The 19216-nt window shown below is 54.0% G+C and carries 17 protein-coding genes and 1 riboswitch; of the genes, 5 read left to right on the top strand and 12 right to left on the bottom strand.

What is annotated here, in order from left to right:
- Window positions 1-415: 415 nt before the first annotated feature.
- The 4 genes from ybtP to ybtS are packed head-to-tail and all read left to right on the top strand — an operon-like array spanning window position 416 to window position 6534.
- The gene (gene ybtP / locus OGY62_RS10375) at window positions 416-2128 is read left to right on the top strand and encodes a yersiniabactin ABC transporter ATP-binding/permease protein YbtP (protein ID WP_286460000.1); all 1713 of its coding nucleotides are present in this window, start codon (window positions 416-418) and stop codon (window positions 2126-2128) included.
- Window positions 2115-3917 (top strand): yersiniabactin ABC transporter ATP-binding/permease protein YbtQ, encoded by a 1803-nt coding sequence (gene ybtQ / locus OGY62_RS10370; protein ID WP_286459737.1) that lies wholly within the window; start codon window positions 2115-2117, stop codon window positions 3915-3917. Before ybtP ends, ybtQ begins: the two co-directional genes overlap by 14 nt.
- On the top strand, window positions 3910-5190 hold the full coding sequence (ybtX, locus tag OGY62_RS10365; protein WP_200023422.1) for a yersiniabactin-associated zinc MFS transporter YbtX: 1281 nt from the start codon (window positions 3910-3912) through the stop codon (window positions 5188-5190). The genes ybtQ and ybtX overlap by 8 nt, the downstream gene beginning before the upstream one ends.
- A 27-nt stretch (window positions 5191-5217) precedes the next feature.
- The gene (gene ybtS / locus OGY62_RS10360; protein WP_286459734.1) at window positions 5218-6534 is read left to right on the top strand and encodes a yersiniabactin biosynthesis salicylate synthase Irp9/YbtS; all 1317 of its coding nucleotides are present in this window, start codon (window positions 5218-5220) and stop codon (window positions 6532-6534) included.
- A gap of 95 nt (window positions 6535-6629) precedes the next feature.
- On the opposite strand, the gene ychF is transcribed toward ybtS, so the two are convergent.
- The gene (gene ychF, locus OGY62_RS10355; RefSeq protein ID WP_012132142.1) at window positions 6630-7721 is read right to left on the bottom strand and encodes a redox-regulated ATPase YchF; all 1092 of its coding nucleotides are present in this window, start codon (window positions 7719-7721) and stop codon (window positions 6630-6632) included.
- Between the two features lie 116 nt (window positions 7722-7837).
- On the bottom strand, window positions 7838-8422 hold the full coding sequence (gene pth / locus OGY62_RS10350; RefSeq protein ID WP_286459732.1) for an aminoacyl-tRNA hydrolase: 585 nt from the start codon (window positions 8420-8422) through the stop codon (window positions 7838-7840).
- Window positions 8423-8697: 275 nt separating this feature from the next.
- Here pth and ychH point away from each other — a divergent pair, with 275 nt between their 5' ends.
- Window positions 8698-8976 carry a stress-induced protein YchH gene (gene ychH / locus OGY62_RS10345; protein ID WP_012132144.1) on the top strand — a complete coding sequence of 93 codons (279 nt, stop codon included), beginning with the start codon at window positions 8698-8700 and terminating at the stop codon, window positions 8974-8976.
- A 51-nt stretch (window positions 8977-9027) separates the two neighbouring features.
- Here the strand turns inward: ychH and OGY62_RS10340 are convergent, their stop codons facing one another.
- The 10 genes from OGY62_RS10340 to prs form a co-directional block, all read right to left on the bottom strand.
- A complete protein-coding gene (locus tag OGY62_RS10340; protein WP_286459730.1) occupies window positions 9028-9846 on the bottom strand; it encodes a cytochrome c1 in 819 nt (272 codons plus the stop codon).
- A 5-nt stretch (window positions 9847-9851) separates the two neighbouring features.
- Window positions 9852-11024 (bottom strand): cytochrome b, encoded by a 1173-nt coding sequence (locus OGY62_RS10335; protein WP_286459728.1) that lies wholly within the window; start codon window positions 11022-11024, stop codon window positions 9852-9854.
- A gap of 1 nt (window position 11025) precedes the next feature.
- Complete coding sequence (gene petA / locus OGY62_RS10330) at window positions 11026-11577, bottom strand: ubiquinol-cytochrome c reductase iron-sulfur subunit (protein ID WP_071258452.1); 552 nt, start codon at window positions 11575-11577, stop codon at window positions 11026-11028.
- Between the two features lie 32 nt (window positions 11578-11609).
- On the bottom strand, window positions 11610-12050 hold the full coding sequence (locus tag OGY62_RS10325; RefSeq protein WP_047463413.1) for a pseudoazurin: 441 nt from the start codon (window positions 12048-12050) through the stop codon (window positions 11610-11612).
- An 18-nt stretch (window positions 12051-12068) separates the two neighbouring features.
- Window positions 12069-12890 (bottom strand): ABC transporter ATP-binding protein, encoded by an 822-nt coding sequence (locus tag OGY62_RS10320; RefSeq protein ID WP_286459726.1) that lies wholly within the window; start codon window positions 12888-12890, stop codon window positions 12069-12071.
- Window positions 12887-13951 (bottom strand): FecCD family ABC transporter permease, encoded by a 1065-nt coding sequence (locus OGY62_RS10315; protein ID WP_024130289.1) that lies wholly within the window; start codon window positions 13949-13951, stop codon window positions 12887-12889. Before OGY62_RS10315 ends, OGY62_RS10320 begins: the two co-directional genes overlap by 4 nt.
- A 66-nt stretch (window positions 13952-14017) precedes the next feature.
- A complete protein-coding gene (locus OGY62_RS10310; protein WP_286459723.1) occupies window positions 14018-15067 on the bottom strand; it encodes an ABC transporter substrate-binding protein in 1050 nt (349 codons plus the stop codon).
- A gap of 199 nt (window positions 15068-15266) precedes the next feature.
- Window positions 15267-15492: riboswitch (cobalamin riboswitch) on the bottom strand.
- 200 nt (window positions 15493-15692) lie between these two features.
- A complete protein-coding gene (locus OGY62_RS10305; protein WP_130028832.1) occupies window positions 15693-16253 on the bottom strand; it encodes a GNAT family N-acetyltransferase in 561 nt (186 codons plus the stop codon).
- Window positions 16254-16366: 113 nt separating this feature from the next.
- Window positions 16367-18046 carry a C4-dicarboxylic acid transporter DauA gene (dauA, locus tag OGY62_RS10300; RefSeq protein WP_286459721.1) on the bottom strand — a complete coding sequence of 560 codons (1680 nt, stop codon included), beginning with the start codon at window positions 18044-18046 and terminating at the stop codon, window positions 16367-16369.
- A gap of 124 nt (window positions 18047-18170) precedes the next feature.
- Window positions 18171-19118 carry a ribose-phosphate diphosphokinase gene (prs, locus tag OGY62_RS10295; RefSeq protein ID WP_001518537.1) on the bottom strand — a complete coding sequence of 316 codons (948 nt, stop codon included), beginning with the start codon at window positions 19116-19118 and terminating at the stop codon, window positions 18171-18173.
- Window positions 19119-19216 lie beyond the last annotated feature (98 nt).

Here is a 19216-nt window from a genome sequence, read left to right as displayed (position 1 = left end):
ACCCGTCATATTTCAAGTTGCATGTGCGTTGGCTACGGGTTACTCGGCCCATCCCTGGGCCTCGCCCTTACGGGCCGCCGCAAGCGGCGTTCAAATCTGTTCCAGACAGATTTGTCACTCACCCCAGTCACTTACTTCTGTAAGCTCCTGGGGCTTCCCTCGCTTGCCGCCTTCCTGCAACTCGAACTATTTAGGGTATAAATAGAACCGAATGGGGTAGATGAGTTATTGATAATGGTTATTATTCACATTAATTCTCAGAACGCCACCCTGAATTGTCGTTTTTGGCGTCCGTAAAAATTCATCAGGAAATTCAGTTACTCCCATGTCATCTCAATCATCCAATACTGAATCGCTGTCCCGATTTCCTCTCTGGCAGGTGATTACACCGGTTCGCAGGAAGGTTATTTTAGCTATGGCGCTGGCGGGGCTGGCGGCATTAACCAGCCTGGGGGCGCTCCTTTTTCTGGCGTGGAGCCTGCGTGACATTCGCGCGACGCCTGACGCTATTCCGGCCTGGCCGCTGGGCGGCGTGATCGGCTGCGTGGTCTTAACTTTTGTTCTGCGCTTGCAGGCGTTCAACACCTCTCATTACGCGGCTTTTCATCTGGAGAACATTCTGCGCAGCAGGTTAGCCCGTAAAGCATTGCAGCTTCCGCCTGGCGTGTTACAGCAAATGGGCAGCGGGTCAGTAGCGAAAGTGATGCTGGATGACGTGAAGTCGTTACATATTTTTGTGGCCGACAGCACGCCGCTCTATGCCCGCGCGATCATCATGCCGCTGGCGACAATCGTTATCTTGTTCTGGCTGGACTGGCGGCTGGCAATCGCGACGCTGGGGGTACTGGCGTTTGGATCGGTTGTTCTCGTGCTTGCCCGCCAGCGTTCGGAAGATATGGCTCAGCGTTATCATAAGGCGCGCGAGCAGGTCAGTGCGGCGGTTATTGAGTTCGTGCAGGCCATGCCCGTGGTGAGAACGTTTGATAGCGGCAGCACCAGTTTTTTGCGCTATCAACGCGCCCTTGAAGAGTGGGTCGATGTGCTCAAAACCTGGTATCGCAAAGCCGGTTTTTCAGCGCGTTTTTCCTTCTCGATTCTGAATCCTCTCCCGACCCTGTTTGTCCTGATCTGGTCGGGATACGGCCTGTTGCACTATGGCAGTCTCGATTTTATCGCGTGGGTGGCCGTTTTACTGCTGGGCAGTGGAATGGCCGAAGCCGTAATGCCAATGATGATGCTCAATAACCTGGTCGCGCAAACGCGTTTAAGCATTCAGCGTATTTATCAGGTTCTCGCGATGCCGGAGTTATCGCTGCCGCAGTCTGACCAGCAGCCGCAAGAGGCGAGCATCACCTTTGAGCAGGTGAGCTTTCATTATCCGCAAGCGCGTACTGGCGCCGCGTTGCAGGAGGTGAGCTTTCATGTGCCTGCCGGGCAAATTGTGGCGCTGGTCGGGCCAAGCGGCGCCGGAAAAAGCACCGTGGCGCGCTTGCTGCTGCGTTACGCCGACCCGGACAAAGGCCATATCCGTATTGGCGGCGTGGATCTGCGCGATATGCAGACGGACACCCTGATGAAGCAACTTTCGTTTGTGTTTCAGGACAACTTCCTTTTTGCCGACACGATAGCCAATAACATTCGTCTGGGCGCGCCGGATACGCCGCTGGAGGCGGTAATAGCGGCGGCCAGAGTGGCGCAGGCCCATGATTTTATTAGCGCGCTGCCAGAAGGTTACAACACGCGAGTCGGGGAACGCGGGGTATTTCTCTCCGGCGGCCAGCGGCAGCGCATCACTATCGCCAGGGCGATTTTGCAGGATCGCCCCATCCTGGTGCTTGATGAGGCGACGGCGTTTGCTGACCCGGAAAACGAAGCGGCGCTTATCAAGGCGCTCGCGGCGGCCATGCGCGGCCGGACGGTCATCATGGTCGCGCATCGTCTCTCAATGGTGACTCAGGCCGATGTGATATTGCTGTTTTCCGACGGACAGCTCAGGGAAATGGGGAACCATACGCAACTGTTGGCGCAGGGCGGCCTGTATCAACGGCTCTGGCAACACTATCAGCAGGCGCAGCATTGGGTGCCGGGTGGAACACAGGAAGAGGTGGTGGAAAATGAAAGACAATAATCCTGCGGATAACCTGGCCTGGCGCGTCATCTGGCGCCAGCTTATCTCCAGCGTTGGCAGTCAGGCCAGGATGCTGAGGCGCAGTATGCTGGCGCTGTTGCTGGCGGCATTCATGCAGGGGATCGCCTTTGCCTGTCTTTATCCGATCATTGATGCGCTGTTACGGGGAGACGCGCCGCAACTTCTCAACTGGGCTGTGGCCTTCAGCGTTGCCGCGATTGTGACACTGGCGCTACGCTGGTATGGCCTGGGCTTTGAATACCGTGGTCATCTGGCGCAGGCCACCCATGAGTTGCGCCTGCGACTTGGCGAGCAGTTACGCCGCGTGCCGCTGGAGAAGCTCCAGCGCGGCAGGGCGGGCGAGATGAACGCCTTGCTGCTGGGCAGCGTGGATGAAAACCTCAATTATGTTATCGCGATAGCCAATATTTTGCTGCTCACCATTGTCACGCCGCTAACGGCGTCGCTGGCGACATTGTGGATAGACTGGCGGCTGGGGCTGGTGATGTTGCTGATCTTCCCTCTGCTGGTGCCGTTTTATTACTGGCGCCGCCCGGCGATGCGGCGACAAATGCAGACGCTGGGGGAAGCGCACCAGCGGCTGAGCGGCGATATCGTTGAATTTGCTCAGGGGATGATGGTATTGCGCACCTGCGGCAGCGATGCCGATAAAAGCCGGGCGCTGCTGGCGCATTTCAATGCGCTGGAAAACTTACAAACCCGCACTCACCGTCAGGGCGCTGGCGCGACGATGCTGATCGCCAGCGTCGTGGAGTTGGGCCTACAGGTGGTGGTGTTATCCGGGATCGTCTGGGTGGTGACGGGCACTCTGAACCTCGCCTTTTTGATTGCCGCCGTCGCGATGATTATGCGCTTCGCAGAACCGATGGCGATGTTTATCAGCTACACCTCGGTTGTGGAACTGATCGCCAGTGCCCTGCAACGGATTGAGCAGTTTATGGCGATAGCACCGCTTCCCGTCGCAGAGCAAAGCGAGATGCCGGAACGTTACGATATCCGCTTTGACAACGTCAGCTATCGCTACGAAGAAGGCGACGGCCACGCGCTTAATCATGTTTCTTTGACGTTCCCGGCAGCCAGTATGAGCGCGCTGGTGGGTGCCTCCGGCGCAGGCAAAACCACGGTCACCAAACTGTTAATGCGCTATGCCGATCCGCAGCAAGGGCAGATTTCTATTGGCGGCGTCGATATTCGCCGCCTGACGCCGGAACAGCTCAATAGCCTGATTTCTGTTGTTTTCCAGGATGTCTGGCTGTTTGATGACACGCTGCTGGCGAATATCCGTATCGCGCGCCCACAGGCGACGCGACAGGAGGTGGAAGAGGCTGCCCGCGCGGCGCAGTGCCTTGAGTTTATTTCCCGTCTTCCGCAAGGCTGGCTGACGCCAATGGGAGAGATGGGCGGCCAGCTATCGGGCGGCGAGCGCCAGCGGATTTCCATTGCCAGAGCGTTATTGAAAAACGCGCCGGTCGTCATTCTCGATGAACCGACCGCCGCGCTGGATATTGAAAGCGAGCTGGCGGTGCAAAAAGCGATCGATAACCTGATCCACAACCGGACGGTGATTATCATCGCTCACCGTTTATCCACCATCGCCGGGGCCGGAAACATTCTGGTGATGGAAGAGGGACAGGTGGTTGAGCAGGGTACTCATGCGCAATTGATCTCCCGTCATGGACGTTATCAGGCGCTGTGGCAGGCGCAAATGGCCGCGCGCGTGTGGCGCGACGACGGGGTTTCCGCGTCTGGAGTGTGGGAACATGAGTGATGTTCAGTCGAATGTGAAACTGCTGACGTTGACGACCGGGCGGGTGATTTTTGCTATTGCCGGCGTCTATGTGACGCAGAGCCTGGTATCGGCGCTGTCTATGCAGTCCTTACCCGCGCTGGTGCGCGCTGCTGGCGGTTCGCTGGCGCTTGCCGGTGCGACAACCCTGTTCATGCTGCCCTGGGCGCTGAAGTTTATTTGGGCGCCGTGGATCGAGCGCTGGCGGCTTCCGCCCGGTAGCCAGGAACGCCGTTCGCGGATGTTAATCCTGCGTGGTCAGGTCGCGTTAGCGGCGATCCTGATGATTGCCGCAGCGATTGGCTGGTTTGGGCGAGAAGGGGGATTTCCTGATACGCAAATCGTCGCGTTATTTGTTCTGTTTATGGTGGCAGGCACGGTCGCCTCCACCATTGATATCGCCAGCGACGGCTTTTGCGTCGATCAACTGACCCGCGCGGGTTACGGCTGGGGAAACAGCGTGCAGGTCGGCGGCAGCTATCTGGGAATGATGTGCGGCGGCGGGGTGTTTCTGATGCTGTCGGCGGCATCCGGCTGGCCTGTCGCCATGCTGATGATGGCGGTGCTGATTATGGCGCTGTCATTCCCGCTGTGGCGCATTACGGAGCCGACGCGAACAGCAACTATCCCGCATGTTCCGGCGTTAGGTTATGCGCTACGGAGGAAACAGGCGCGCCTGGGTTTACTGCTGGTATTGATGCTGAATTCAGGCATGCGGTTTGTGCTGCCTCTTCTGGCGCCGCTGTTGTTGGATCATGGGTTGAGCATGTCCGCGTTGGGCGCGCTGTTTAGCGGCGGCAATATTGCAGCGGGCATAGCAGGAACGCTGGCTGGCGGATTGCTGATGAAATACACCTCACCCGGCAGAGCGCTGTTGACGGCTTATGGCGTCCAGGGGATCGCGCTGCTGGCGGTGGTGATGACGCTCATGATGGCGCCGGGTCATCTGCTGCTGCCGATTCTCCAGTGTCTGGTCATTGTCCAGTCCATTTCGCTGGCCTGCGCGCTGGTCTGTCTTTACGCCACGCTGATGTCGCTTTCATCGCCTTTGCAGGCCGGTGTCGACTTCACCCTCTTTCAATGTACTGACGCGGCAATCGCCATTCTGGCTGGCGTTATCGGCGGCGTTGTTGCTCAACATTTTGGCTATGCGGCCTGCTTCCTGTTTGCCGGGGCATTCACGTTGCTGGCGGCGTGGGTTGCTTATATCCGGCTGCATTCGGCAAGAGAACTGATGACCAGCGCAATTGATTGATCCGGGAATAACACAGAGAGGTAAGGGATGAAAATCAGTGAATTTCTACACCTGGCGTTACCAGAGGAACAATGGCTACCGACGATTTCTGGCGTCTTACGCCAGTTCGCAGAAGAAGAGTGTTATGTCTATGAGCGCCAACCCTGTTGGTATTTAGGCAAAGGGTGCCAGGCACGGTTGCACATTAATGCCGACGGAACGCAGGCGACATTTATTGATGATGCCGGGGAGCAAAAATGGGCGGTGGATTCCATTGCCGACTGCGCACGTCGTTTTATGGCACATCCTCAGGTGAAAGGACGTCGGGTTTATGGACAGGTTGGGTTCAACTTTGCGGCGCATGCGCGGGGGATTGCCTTTAACGCCGGGGAGTGGCCGCTGCTGACGTTAACCGTTCCCCGTGAAGAACTTATTTTTGAAAAGGGAAATGTCACCGTTTATGCGGACTCCGCCGACGGGTGCCGACGTCTGTGCGAGTGGGTAAAAGAGGCCGGTACAACGACGCAGAACGCACCACTGGCGGTGGATACCGCCCTCAATGGTGAGGCGTATAAACAACAGGTTGCGCGCGCCGTTGCGGAGATCCGCCGTGGCGAGTACGTCAAAGTGATTGTCTCGCGCGCCATTCTCCTGCCATCGCGGATTGATATGCCCGCCACGCTGTTATACGGTCGGCAGGCAAACACGCCTGTGCGCTCGTTTATGTTCCGTCAGGAAGGACGCGAAGCGCTGGGCTTTAGCCCGGAACTGGTGATGTCAGTGACGGGCAATAAAGTGGTCACTGAACCGCTTGCGGGCACCCGCGATCGCATGGGAAACCCGGAGCATAATAAGGCGAAAGAGGCAGAACTGCTGCACGACAGTAAAGAGGTGCTTGAGCATATCCTTTCTGTCAAAGAAGCGATTGCTGAACTGGAGGCCGTTTGCCTGCCGGGCAGCGTGGTGGTTGAAGATTTAATGTCGGTTCGCCAGCGCGGCAGCGTTCAGCATCTGGGGTCCGGCGTGAGCGGTCAGCTTGCGGAAAACAAGGATGCCTGGGATGCGTTTACCGTGCTGTTTCCGTCGATTACCGCCTCAGGTATCCCTAAAAACGCTGCCCTGAACGCGATTATGCAAATTGAGAAGACGCCGCGAGAGCTCTATTCCGGCGCAATCCTGCTGCTGGACGATACGCGCTTTGATGCGGCGCTAGTCCTGCGTTCCGTATTTCAGGACAGCCAGCGCAGCTGGATACAGGCGGGGGCGGGGATCATCGCGCAATCTACGCCGGAACGCGAACTGACGGAAACCCGGGAGAAATTAGCGAGCATTGCGCCCTATTTAATAGCGGCAGAGCAGGGGTAACGGAGCGAAAAAAAATCCACGCAATTGCGTGGATTTTATAGGGTTTTGTGATTTTCATGAGATTCGATGAAACCTCACGAGACAACAAATTTTATTTAGACGTTGAACAAGAAGTTCATCACATCGCCGTCTTTAACGATGTAGTCTTTGCCTTCCGCACGCATCTTACCAGCTTCTTTCGCGCCTTGTTCACCTTTGTACGTGATGAAGTCGTCGAAAGCGATGGTCTGCGCACGAATAAAGCCTTTCTCAAAATCGGTGTGAATTTTACCCGCAGCCTGCGGTGCGGTTGCGCCGACAGGAATCGTCCATGCGCGTACTTCTTTCACGCCAGCGGTAAAATAAGTTTGCAGATTCAGCAGCTTGTAGCCAGCGCGAATAACGCGGTTGAGACCCGGTTCTTCAATACCCAGCTCAGCCATAAACTCGTCACGGTCAGCATCGTCGAGTTCTGCGATGTCGGCCTCGATAGCGGCACAAACCGGAACCACGACAGAGCCTTCTGCATCGGCAATGGCGCGAACCTGATCCAGGTACGGGTTATTTTCGAAGCCATCTTCGTTGACGTTAGCGATATACATGGTCGGCTTCAGCGTCAGGAAGCTCAGATAGCGGATCGCCGCTTTATCTTCGTCTGTCAGATCCAGTGAGCGCAGCATGCCGGCGTTTTCCAGGTGCGGCAGACATTTTTCCAGCGCGGCCAGCTCAGCTTTCGCGTCTTTATCGCCGCCTTTGGCTTTCTTCTGCACGCGGTGAATGGCGCGTTCACAGGTATCAAGGTCGGACAGCGCCAGCTCGGTGTTGATAACGTCAATATCTTCCGCCGGGTTTACTTTCCCCGCAACGTGGATGATGTTGTCGTTTTCAAAGCAGCGTACTACGTGACCAATCGCTTCGGTTTCACGGATGTTTGTCAGGAACTGGTTACCCAGGCCTTCGCCTTTCGACGCGCCTTTTACCAGACCGGCAATGTCGACGAACTCCATAGTGGTAGGGAGAATGCGCTGCGGCTTGACAATCTCAGCCAGTTTGTCCAGACGCGGATCGGGCATCGGCACTACACCGGTATTTGGCTCGATGGTGCAGAACGGGAAGTTTGCCGCTTCAATACCGGCTTTAGTCAGGGCGTTGAACAGGGTGGATTTCCCGACGTTGGGCAAACCAACGATACCGCATTTGAATCCCATGATTTAAATCACCTTAATATCTTGATAATCAACCTGTTGCAGAAAACAGATTGTAGAAAAGTAAACAACTTTGCCTATTATACACAGCGCGCGGCAAAAATGCCGCACATCACTGCTTATTGTGCTTTAAAGGCATGTAATCGGTTCGTCGCTTTGGTTAACCCTTCTTTGAACCAGACTTCAGTACAACGTGCCGCTTCGTCAATGGCGTCATCAATTAACTTTTGTTCTGACACCGGCGGTTTACCCAGAACAAAACCGACAACTTTATTTTTATCGCCCGGATGACCAATTCCGACACGTAAGCGATGAAAGTTAGGGTTATTACCCAGTTTGTTGATGATGTCTTTCAGGCCATTATGACCACCGTGTCCGCCGCCTAACTTAAATTTCGCGACGCCAGGGGGGAGATCCAGTTCGTCGTGGGCAACCAGAATCTCATTGGGCATGATGCGGTAAAAACTGGCCATCGCGCCGACGGCTTTACCGCTCAGATTCATAAACGTGGTCGGTACCAGCAGGCGAACATCTTCCCCTTCGAGGGTCACTCTGGAGGTGTAACCGAAGAATTTCGGCTCTTCACGCAGAGGCGCGCGTAGTCGCTCTGCCAGTAAATCGACGTACCATGCGCCCGCATTATGGCGTGTCGCCGCGTATTCTGCGCCGGGGTTCGCCAGGCCGACAATCAATTTAATCGTCACGTTTTTTGTCCTGAGTGTGTCCATAACTGGCGCGTAGTTTACTGTCTGCGGCCGCGCTTGACAAAAAACAGCGTGGATTGCGCCGGAATCTGAATAATTGCCTGTTTGAACTATTGGAAAGTCAAGCTGTTCAGAGGGTTATTTGTAAAGTTTTGTTGAATAACAGGTTGTAATTGTGATCGCCCACGCACTCATAAAGCACAGTGTTGTCTATACTTTACACATAAGGATTAGGGGTATTCCCTGAAACAACCCAAAAGTTCCGGAGGTGACATATGAAACGCAAAAACGCTTCGTTACTCGGTAACGTGCTCATGGGGTTGGGGTTAGTGGTCATGGTGGTTGGTGTTGGTTATTCTATTTTAAACCAGTTACCGCAGTTTAACCTGCCACAATTTTTTGCACATGGTGCGGTGCTGAGCATCTTTGTCGGTGCCATTCTCTGGCTGGCAGGCGCCCGCGTTGGTGGGCATGAACAGGTGAGCGATCGTTACTGGTGGGTTCGCCACTACGACAAACGTTGCCGCCGTAACGACAATCGCCGTCACAGCTAAGGTATCGCGTCGGTTTAAGACCAGTCAGCGTTGGACTGACTGGTCATTGTCTTAACCATTCTCACTCGTTTTTTCTGACGAGCGTCTCTTTAATCGGCGCAAAATCAGCAGCAATGCCAGCATAATGGCCAGATAACTCATTACGTAATGGCCCTGATGCTTTCGCTGTTCAAGCGTCGGATCGGCAGCCCATGCCAGAAAAGCCGTAACGTCTCGTGCGTACTGCTCTTCGGTTTCTGGTATATCGTCCTTTTCTGACCTGTTGATCTCCCCATCAGACAACGGCTTCGGCATGTTAATTATGCCGCCGGGAGCGTATCGGTTTGCCTTCATTTCCGGGTCGTCAGGCAGATAACCGGTCAACAAGGCATAGACGTAATCCGCCCCCTGATCGGTATAGGGCAAGAAGGCATCGAACAGAAATTGCGGGAACCCCCGGTCGTACGTTCTGGCGCGAACGATATAGGTTAAATCGACGGGAAGGGCGCCATTATTAAGATATCTTGCTTCCTGATCGTTAAGGTAGGGCGAGACAAACGTATCATTGAGATTGCCTTCCCGCTCGCCGGTTTGACCATCATCCTGAATGTCGGGAAAGACGTAGCCGCTGGCAAGACGCTTTGCCTCTGTGAGCGAGAGTTCGGGCCCGCCTGGCTTTGTCAGGGTGCGAAAATTAAGATGAACCATCCCGTGGCAGGCGCGGCATTTCTCTTCGTAGACCTGTAAGCCGCGCCGCAGTTGTTCTTTATCATAGTGGCCCGTTATGCCGCTAAAACTCCACGCCTGGCGAGGTGGCGTCTCTTGCGCACAGACAGCGCTGGCGCCCAGAATGCACAGCCATAAAACGCTATATCTCACTAATCCCTTCATGGCGGTTAATCCTGCTTTTCCAGAAAACGTCGGCAGGGCAGTACGATGACAAACCATCCGAAGTAAACCAGCGTTGAAAGTTGCGATGCCGCGCGTATCCAGCCCTCTTCATTACTGAAACCGTCAGGCAGGTCGGGGCCGACCAGCGCTTTTGAACCCAGCCATCCTAAAAAGAATGCATTAGCAACCCAGAGCCAAAAACCACATTTAACGAGCTTGCTGTAATTGCGAAAGCGGGCGCGTGAAGTGTCGAGCCAGGGGAGAAAATAAAAAATCAGCACTGAAGCACACATGGCGGCTATCCCGAGAAGTTCGTTTGGGAAGCAGCGCAAAATGGAAAAGAACGGCAAAAAATACCACTCAGGCGCCACGACAGCGGGCGTTACGGTGGGATCTGCCGGGATAAAATTGTCGGCGCTGCTGAGATAGTGCGGGGCAAAGAATAAAAACCAGGCGAACAGCATCATGAAAAGAGTGAGCTTGATGGCATCACTGTCGGTGATTTTATAATCGAAAAACAGTTTCCGGGACTCGCTCTGCGTAAATGTCTTTTTCATTGCCTGCGCAAATGCGGACTGCACGGTGCGGATATGCCATATCGTTCCCCCGACAATGACGAAGGGGATAATAAAATGAAGCACATAAAACCGGCCTAATGTGGGTGTTCCTGGAGCATACCCGCCGACTAAAAACGAATACAACGTATCTCCCACCCACGGGATCGCACGAGTGAATCCGGTAATAACGGTGGCGGCCCAGTAGCTTTTTTGCCCCCAAATCAGGCTATATCCCAGAAATGCGGTGATCATCAGTAACACGTATAACGTCACGCTTATCATCCACATTTTGAGATAAGGCTTTCGGTACACGTTGTAATACATGGCGCGGAAGATGTGCAGGTAACAGGCGAAGAAAAATAGCGATGCGCCAATAGAATGCGCGTTGCGCACCAGTTCGCCGTGTCTCACGGATCGCATAATATGAATGATTGAATCAAAGGCCAGCCCTTCCGTGGGTACATAAAACATCGCCAGAACGAGACCAGAAAGAATTTGTACTCCGAGCATCACCAGCAGAATGATCCCGACGGCAAAAAACCAGACGCCTGCGACCGTACGAGGGAAGGGAATACGCCACACTCGCTCTCGTCGGGGTATGGATAGATGTTCTGCCGCCATTTCAGACTTCCTTCGCGCCAATACGCACCGTCAGGCCATCGGGATGAAACGCGTAATCGGGGATTGCGAGATTCGCCGTAGCGGGCCCCCGCGTGACGCGCCCTGAAGTGTCAAACTCCGAGCCATGACAAGGGCATACCCAGCCTTGCCCACCGGGTTTGGCATTGGGCACACAGCCTGCGTGGGGGCAGTAACCTTGAATGACCAGCCACTGCGGATACTCTGTCTTGATACGTTCGCCGTCAGCCTGCGGATCGATAAAACGATGGACATCCGCCTGCTGCGCTGAGCGAATTTCCTCCGGGGTACGGTGATGAATAAGGATAAGTTTTCCCTGCCAGACTCTTTTCACCGTCTGGCCGACGGCAACCCCGGCGAGAGAGACATCGACAGGTTCGTTTTCCGCTACGGTTTTATCATCCGGCCCCAGTGCGGTGATGAGCGGCCAGACGGCGGCGGTGACACCCGCAGCCCCGACAAATTTTGTGAGTTTACACAGGCATTCTCGCCGCTGTACCTGAACGTCTTCATTGCTCTGTTTTTTATCCGCCACCGTGCGCCCCTCACCATTTTCGCGTATCTGGATTACTGTTTCTCAATGCGTGTATAAATGTCCTGGAAACGCTTATCCGCGATCCCCGGCGCCTTAAAGGTTCGATAGCTGTCAGGCAGGGTTGCATCACCCACTTTAATGAGCATCACCATCCCTTGCGCGTAATGCGGGGTGCATTTAATACCGTAAAATCCAGGTTTGTCGTACCTGACCTCAATTTCCTCATCAATCTTGCCGACAAATCCGGGGTAGCCTGCTGGCGAAAGCTCTGCGATTGACGCAGCGTTATGGCTCTTATGCTTGCGAATAAACTTCACGGTGTCGCCTGGCTGAATCGCCAGATAATCAGGTTCATATACCATCGGGCCGCCCGCGCCTCTGTTTTTCATCAGCACTTCGTGGGTCTGAGCGAAAGCCGTGGTGGTCAGCGCTAACAGACATAACATGCTCAGGCTTTGCTTAATCAATTTCATGGGTTCTCCCTTAGGTGTTTATTCCGGTCGTTGGTAGCGGATGAAGCAGCTCAATCCATCCGGCGCCTGCTCAACGATGGCATTAATGCCAAACCACTGGCTGAGGTTTTCAGGCGTAAAAATGGTTGCAGGGCTGCCCTGCATCACCAGTTGACCCGCTTTCATTACGAGAATGCGGTCGCAGAACATGGCGGCATGGTTCAGGTCGTGCAGAGCCGCAATGACGGTGAGCTTCTGGCGTTTCACCAGATTAAGCAGACCTATCTGATGTTGAATGTCGAGATGGTTCGTGGGTTCATCCATCAGCAGCACTTTCGGTTGCTGCGCCAGGGCCCGGGCGATATGCAGACGCTGTTTTTCCCCGCCAGAAAAGGTATTCCAGCAGCGATTTTGTACGCGCTGTAGATCTACCTTCTCCAGCATGGTCTGGACAATATCGTCATCTTGTTTAGACCAGGGCGAGAGCAGACTCAACCACGGGGTGCGCCCCAGAGAGACAGCCTGCAATGCGGTGAGACGTTCACTGGTTTCCGCTTGTTGTTCCACCAGCGCCACTTTTTGCGCTAAATGGCGGCGCGAGTAATGGCGGATATTTTTATTCTCCAGCGTTACGCTGCCAGACGAGGGTTTCAGTAAACCGGCAAGCAATGAGATCAGTGATGTTTTGCCTGAGCCATTGGGGCCGATAATGCCGACAAACTCACCGGGCGCGACGTGAAAAGAGACGTCGCTGACGATGGCTTTGCCTTTCACTTCCCAGTACAGTTGCTGCGCCTGCACCAGGCTTCGGACTGTTGCAGAAGGATAGCGTGGAGCGGTGAGAGCAGAATTTACCGTCATTTTGTCTGGTTTCCTCTGATCAAAATGATGGAAAACGCAGGTGCGCCTACAAGCGCCGTAATCACCCCGATGGGTAACACCTGCCCGGGAAGTAATGTTCTGGAGATTACGTCGGCGATAATGAGAAAAATGGCGCCGATCATGGCGCTGACCGGCAGCAATCGATGGTGTTGATTACCCACCAGCAGGCGGGCGGCATGAGGGATCACCAGGCCGACAAAACCAATCGCCCCGACAATGGAGACCATAATTGCCGTCATCCCGGTAACGGCGGCAATCAGGACTCCGCGCGTGCGTTTTACCGGGATGCCAAGTGACGCTGCGGACTCTGCGCCAAACGAAAACGCATCCAGATGACGGGCGTAACAAAAACATAACGCCACACCGACCAGCGCGGTAGGGACGGCCAAAACGACATCTGGCCAGCGAACGCCGCTCAGATTGCCCAGCAGCCAGAACATAATCCCACGGGCCTGTTCTGCATTCGCTGAGCGAGTGATGATTAGCGAGGTGAGGGCATTAAACAACTGTGAACTGGCGATCCCGGCCAGGATGATTTGTGTGGTGGCGCTTCCCTGTCTCCCCCCGGCGGCGATCGCCAGTAACGCCACGAAAAGAAAAGCCGTTAACGCCCCAATAAAAGCCCCGAGCGACATGCTGACGATCCCAGCGCCAAGCCCTGTTAAGGCGATCAGAACAGCGCCGGTCGAGGCGCCGGCAGAGATCCCCAGTAGATAAGGCTCTGCCAGCGCGTTTCGTAGCAATGACTGCAATACGACGCCGGAAACCGCCAGACATGCGCCACAACAGGCAGAAACCAACGCCCGCGTCAGGCGATAGTTCCAGATAATGCCCGCATCCAGCGCATCAACGGCATAGCGCGTATCAAAGAACTGGTTAGAAAGCGTATGGATGACATGCTGCCAGGGGATAAACGTCTCGCCAATGGAGATCCCCGCCAGTAGAACGCAGCACATCAGCACGCTGACCCAAAGGGCGTGTCCCCCGATTCTTATCGTTAACTGGCCGACAGCGCGACGCGTCCTGCGAGTTTCGCTCATCATCTACCTGCAATCCTGAATACCAGAGGCGCGCTATGCCCGGTAAGACATAGCGCGACATAACGATTATTGAGCCGTTTTCGGATGCGCCAGACTGTATTCAACCAACGCATCGGCGAGTTTTTCGACGCCATCTATCGTTCTGATGCCGGCGTTCATTGTTTGCACATCCACCACTGGCAGATGGTTCTCCTTCACGGCGGGGATGAGTTTAGTCACGGGATCGGACTTGAGATATTCCAGTTTGACCTGCCAGTCATCTGCCGGGAAACGACGGCGGCTCATTTCACCGAGAACAATGACGGACGGGCTGGCTTTCGCGATGGTTTCCCAGCCAACGGTTGGCCACTCTTCAGCAGAATCAATCACATTTTTCACCCCCAGCGTCTGGGCGATCCATGCGGCAGGGCCAAATTTCCCGGCCACATAGGGGTCCAGTTGCAGGTCGGCGCTGGAAAACCAGAATACGGCGGAGACGTTCTTATCCATTCCGGCAATTTTGTCTTTGGCGGCAGCTTCACGGGCCTTCAGACTGGCGATCAATTCATCGCCTTTGTCCTGCACGTCAAAAATTTTCGCCAGATCGGAGACTTCCTGATAAACCATAGCAATATCAAACATGCCTTTACGTACACCGTCGCCACCGTCTTCGTTGTCTTTAGCGCAGTCCGCAGGCGCGGTATATACCGGCACGTTCAACTCGCTAAACTGCTCGTAAGAGGCGACGGTTCCGGCAGGCCCAATTTGCCATTCAAACTGACTGGCGACCAAATCCGGTTTTTTGGCAATAATGCCTTCAAAGCTGGGGATGTTCTGCGCAATCACGGCCACTTTTTCATTTGCCGCTTTGTAAGCATCCGGGACGGGGCCGAACCACAGCGATGTGCCGACAACGCGCTCGGCCAGTCCCAGGGAATAAAGAATTTCAGTGCTGTTTTGCCCGACCGTGGCAACGCGTTCCGGGGCTTTATTGAAGGTAATATCACGGCCGCAGTTTTTAATCGTCAACGGATAGACTGTTTTTGCTGCATGAGTCAATCCTGATGTGAATAATAACGCTGCGCCAGCCACAGCCAGAAGGTATTTTTTATGAGGTAAAGTAAAGTCTGCGTACATTGTTATCGTCCTGTACATGCCAGAATCTGAACGTCTGGTCATGGTTTATTTGGTTCCATATATCGGGACAGGTACATGACGATAGATGACATTGAATGATGAAATTATGAGAATGCAAAATCTCAGCAGGAATAGGCTCATCAATTCATAATGGTATTTATGCCAAATAAATCATCCCATGGACCATCCCGTCCACTCAATGTGTACAACCCTGACAGCAGGTCTCCTGGCTCGCGGTAATCAGAATATCGGCCTTCCCATAAAGCAAATCTTTACAGTGACCGGTGGTTACAATAACCACACGCAGATATTCGGTATCCGCCTACAGTTGCGGGGGCAGCTATGGAATGAGATTAAAATAATCCGCACCATATTCCTTTCAAAACAACGGCTGTGTTATGAATACTGTCACTGGCGACTGTATCGGCAATCAATAACCTCGTCAACCGTATGAAAAAAGAGCAAAAACATCATACTTTATGGCGATTTTTATATTAATTAATTTAAATTCAAATGGTTGTGTTTTTGTTGGGGTGGTGATTATTGCAACCGCAAGTAATAACGGAAAGGCAAATGAGAATTGATTGACGTTGATCAATTAATCGCGATGAGAAAGAAGGCGTTATTATAAACAGTGAATGTTATCAATACTGTCGCTGGTAACAATATATTTACACGGTTTTTCCATATGCACGATCTGCCATTCGTCGCCCACATCCATGAAGACGTTAAACAGATTTCGCCGCCAGAATTGATACCCGCCGGGTAAAAAATGGTGGGTGTGCAAATATAATATTTTATAGCGTTGCTGCTCGCAAAATTGTTCAGCCAGCGAGACCAGTTGGCTGCCAATACCTTGCCTGCGATAACGTTGATCGACATAGCAGCGACAAATCTCAGCTGTCTCCGATAAATTATAACGACCGTGCAACATCTCTATTCTGTCATTGTACTGACATATCGCCAGCGTTCCAATTATCTGCTGTTGTTCATTCCAGACGCCGAACAATTGGTTTCTTTCCCGCTCAAGATAATTTCCCTGGAGGTCGAATACGTCGTCACTCGCAGTGGGTAATGCTCTTCCGGCATTAAAATAAAGATTAAGATGCCGAATAATAAAGGACTGTACGGCAGGAATATCGTCCCGCGTTATTTCACGAAAAACAAACGGAGAGGTTGGTTTCATATCGGTTATCGCTAACAAATATCAGGAAAACGATAATAACAAGCCAGACGCAGAAAACCAGTTTTCAATAAGAAAACTTGCCGGTCTGTTGAGATACAGACCGGCAGTCGGGATTAGATATCCGCCAGCGCGGCATCTTTGTTCGGGAAGAATGCCAGACGACCCGGAATGGGTTTGATACCGGCGCGGGCCATGGTACGCAGCGGCTGGAATTCCACGTTACTGACGCGCAGTTCACAGCCTTCCGGCAAACGCTTCACAAAGCGCTGGAAGGCGTCCAGACCACCGGCATCCAGCACCGGAACGGCGTCCCACTTCAGCACCACGATGCGTTTACCCTCAATGCGTGATTCGAGGTCGGTAAATAACCCTTCCGCGGCGGCGAAAAAGAGCGGCCCGATAACGCGTAATACCAGCACATCATCGGGAACCGTGATGTTTACCGCCGCGAGGCGCGTCATACGGGCAATACGGCGCATAAACAGCAGGGAAGCCAGGACAATCCCGACGCTGATCGCAATCACCATATCGAAAAGCACCGTCAGCGACATACACATCATCATCACGATGATGTCATCTTTGGGCGCATGTCGCAGTAAATCGACCACCTTATGGGCTTCACTCATGTTCCACGCAACCATCAGCAGCAGCGCGGCCATGGCGGAAAGCGGCAGCCATGACAGCAGGGGAGCCAGCGCGAGGAGGGCGAGGATGACCAGAATTGCGTGGATAACGGCGGAAATGGGCGAGGTCGCGCCTGCGCGCACGTTTGCCGCAGAACGGGCGATCGCCGCCGTCGCGGTGATCCCGCCAAAGAACGGCGCCACGATATTCCCCAGTCCCTGGCCGATCAGTTCGCTGTTTGCTTTGTGTTTGGTGCCCGTCATGCCGTCGAGCACGACCGCACACAGCAGGGATTCAATCGCCCCCAGCATCGCCATCGAGAAAGCGGCTGGCAATAACGCCCGCAATGAATCCCAGCTTAGCGTGAAATCTGAATCCGGGAGATTCCACGGCAATACCAGCTGCGGCAACAACTGAGGAATGCCGTTGCCCTGCGAACCATCGGTCAGCACATAGTGGAACTGTGAACCAATCGTCGCCACATGACCACCCAGCAGATTAACCACGGCCATAACGGCGCAGCCCGCCAGCAGCGCCGGAAGATGGCCCGGCAGACGAATCCCCAGACGCGGCCAGAACATCAGCATACCGAGCGTCACCACGCCAATAGCGGCATCGCCCGGATTAATGGTCGGCAGCGCCATAACCAGCGCCCCGACTTTTTGTAGGTAATGCTCCGGCACATGGGCCATTTGCAGACCGAGAAAATCTTTAATCTGCATTGTCCCGATGGTGATGCCGATCCCTGATGTAAAACCTAACGTGACCGATACGGGAATGTATTCGATCAGACGGCCAAAACGCGCGAGGCCGAAGAGGATCAGGAACACCCCGGACATGAGGGTGGCGACCAGCAGACCTGCCAGCCCGAATTGTTGCGACACCGGGTAGAGAATAACGACAAATGCGGCGGTCGGGCCGGAGACGCTGAAGCGTGACCCGCCGGTTAAGGCAATAACAATCCCCGCCACAGCGGACGTATAAAGACCGTACTGCGGTGCAACACCACTGCCAATTGCCAGCGCCATCGCCAGCGGGATAGCGATGATCCCGACGGTTACCCCGGCAATCACATCACGGGTGAACCGTGAGGCGGTATATTTTTCTTTCCAGCAAGCGTCGATGAGGGCGCGGAAAGGCATCACATGTGAGGAAAATATTCTGTTCACAATAATGTTTCATCCATGAGCGCATCATCTGTCAACTAAATGGCAGGTGAAGGAGGCATTGGTCATACAAATAAGAGTTACAGACAAAAAAACCCGCCGCAGCGGGTTTTTTAGCCGGGTTCGATTAATGTTCGAACATAGCTGAAATGGATTCTTCGTTGCTGATACGACGAATCGCTTCGGCCAGCATACCCGACAGTGTCAACGTGCGCACGTTCGGCAGTGCTTTAATTTCGTCGGTCAGTGGAATGGTGTCACAGACAACGACTTCATCAATCACAGAATTACGCAGGTTGTTTGCCGCATTGCCTGAGAAAATCGGGTGAGTTGCGTAGGCGAATACGCGTTTGGCACCACGTTCTTTCAGTGCTTCTGCTGCTTTGCACAGCGTACCACCGGTATCGATCATATCATCAACCAGTACGCAGTCACGACCGGCAACGTCACCGATGATGTGCATCACCTGAGAAACGTTAGCGCGCGGACGACGTTTGTCGATGATCGCCATATCGGTATCGTTCAGCAGCTTAGCGATAGCGCGGGCACGCACAACGCCACCGATATCTGGAGAAACCACAATCGGGTTATCCAGGTTCAGTTGCAGCATATCTTCTAACAGAATTGGGCTACCGAATACGTTATCAACCGGAACGTCAAAGAAGCCCTGGATCTGTTCAGCATGCAGGTCAACGGTGAGAACGCGGTCAACGCCAACGCTGGACAGGAAGTCAGCGACGACTTTTGCGGTAATCGGTACACGAGCGGAACGTACACGACGGTCCTGACGCGCATAGCCAAAGTAAGGGATAACGGCGGTGATACGGCCTGCGGAAGCACGGCGCAGCGCATCGACCATAACAACCAATTCCATCAGGTTGTCGTTAGTAGGGGCACAAGTGGACTGGATGATGAAAATATCACCACCGCGTACATTTTCGTTAATTTGTACGCTGACTTCGCCGTCGCTAAAGCGACCTACAGCGGCGTCGCCGAGAGAAGTGTACAGGCGGTTGGCAATACGTTGTGCTAGTTCCGGGGTGGCGTTACCAGCAAAAAGCTTCATATCAGGCACGAGAAGAACCTCAGGCATGCGTCCATTGGTGGATAGAATCTGCCGAAAACTGTGCGGGCCAGGCAATATCCTATCCAGGCGGTGTATTAAAGAGCGCG

Origin of the sequence: Citrobacter sp. CK198 (assembly GCF_030333295.1) — a bacterium.
GTDB classification, from domain to species: domain Bacteria; phylum Pseudomonadota; class Gammaproteobacteria; order Enterobacterales; family Enterobacteriaceae; genus Citrobacter_B; species Citrobacter_B koseri.
This window is presented reverse-complemented; position numbering and strand designations above follow the sequence as displayed.

Bases quoted from the DNA above. Each gene is read 5' to 3' on its own strand.
- ybtP (WP_286460000.1), top strand. From the start codon at position 416: ATGGCGCTGGCGGGGCTGGCGGCATTAACCAGCCTGGGGGCGCTCCTT.
- ybtQ (WP_286459737.1), top strand. From the start codon at position 2,115: ATGAAAGACAATAATCCTGCGGATAACCTGGCCTGGCGCGTCATCTGG.
- ybtX (WP_200023422.1), top strand. From the start codon at position 3,910: ATGAGTGATGTTCAGTCGAATGTGAAACTGCTGACGTTGACGACCGGG.
- ybtS (WP_286459734.1), top strand. From the start codon at position 5,218: ATGAAAATCAGTGAATTTCTACACCTGGCGTTACCAGAGGAACAATGG.
- ychF (WP_012132142.1), bottom strand. From the start codon at position 7,721: ATGGGATTCAAATGCGGTATCGTTGGTTTGCCCAACGTCGGGAAATCC.
- ychH (WP_012132144.1), top strand. From the start codon at position 8,698: ATGAAACGCAAAAACGCTTCGTTACTCGGTAACGTGCTCATGGGGTTG.
- OGY62_RS10340 (WP_286459730.1), bottom strand. From the start codon at position 9,846: ATGAAGGGATTAGTGAGATATAGCGTTTTATGGCTGTGCATTCTGGGC.
- OGY62_RS10335 (WP_286459728.1), bottom strand. From the start codon at position 11,024: ATGGCGGCAGAACATCTATCCATACCCCGACGAGAGCGAGTGTGGCGT.
- OGY62_RS10325 (WP_047463413.1), bottom strand. From the start codon at position 12,050: ATGAAATTGATTAAGCAAAGCCTGAGCATGTTATGTCTGTTAGCGCTG.
- OGY62_RS10320 (WP_286459726.1), bottom strand. From the start codon at position 12,890: ATGACGGTAAATTCTGCTCTCACCGCTCCACGCTATCCTTCTGCAACA.
- OGY62_RS10315 (WP_024130289.1), bottom strand. From the start codon at position 13,951: ATGAGCGAAACTCGCAGGACGCGTCGCGCTGTCGGCCAGTTAACGATA.
- OGY62_RS10310 (WP_286459723.1), bottom strand. From the start codon at position 15,067: ATGTACGCAGACTTTACTTTACCTCATAAAAAATACCTTCTGGCTGTG.
- OGY62_RS10305 (WP_130028832.1), bottom strand. From the start codon at position 16,253: ATGAAACCAACCTCTCCGTTTGTTTTTCGTGAAATAACGCGGGACGAT.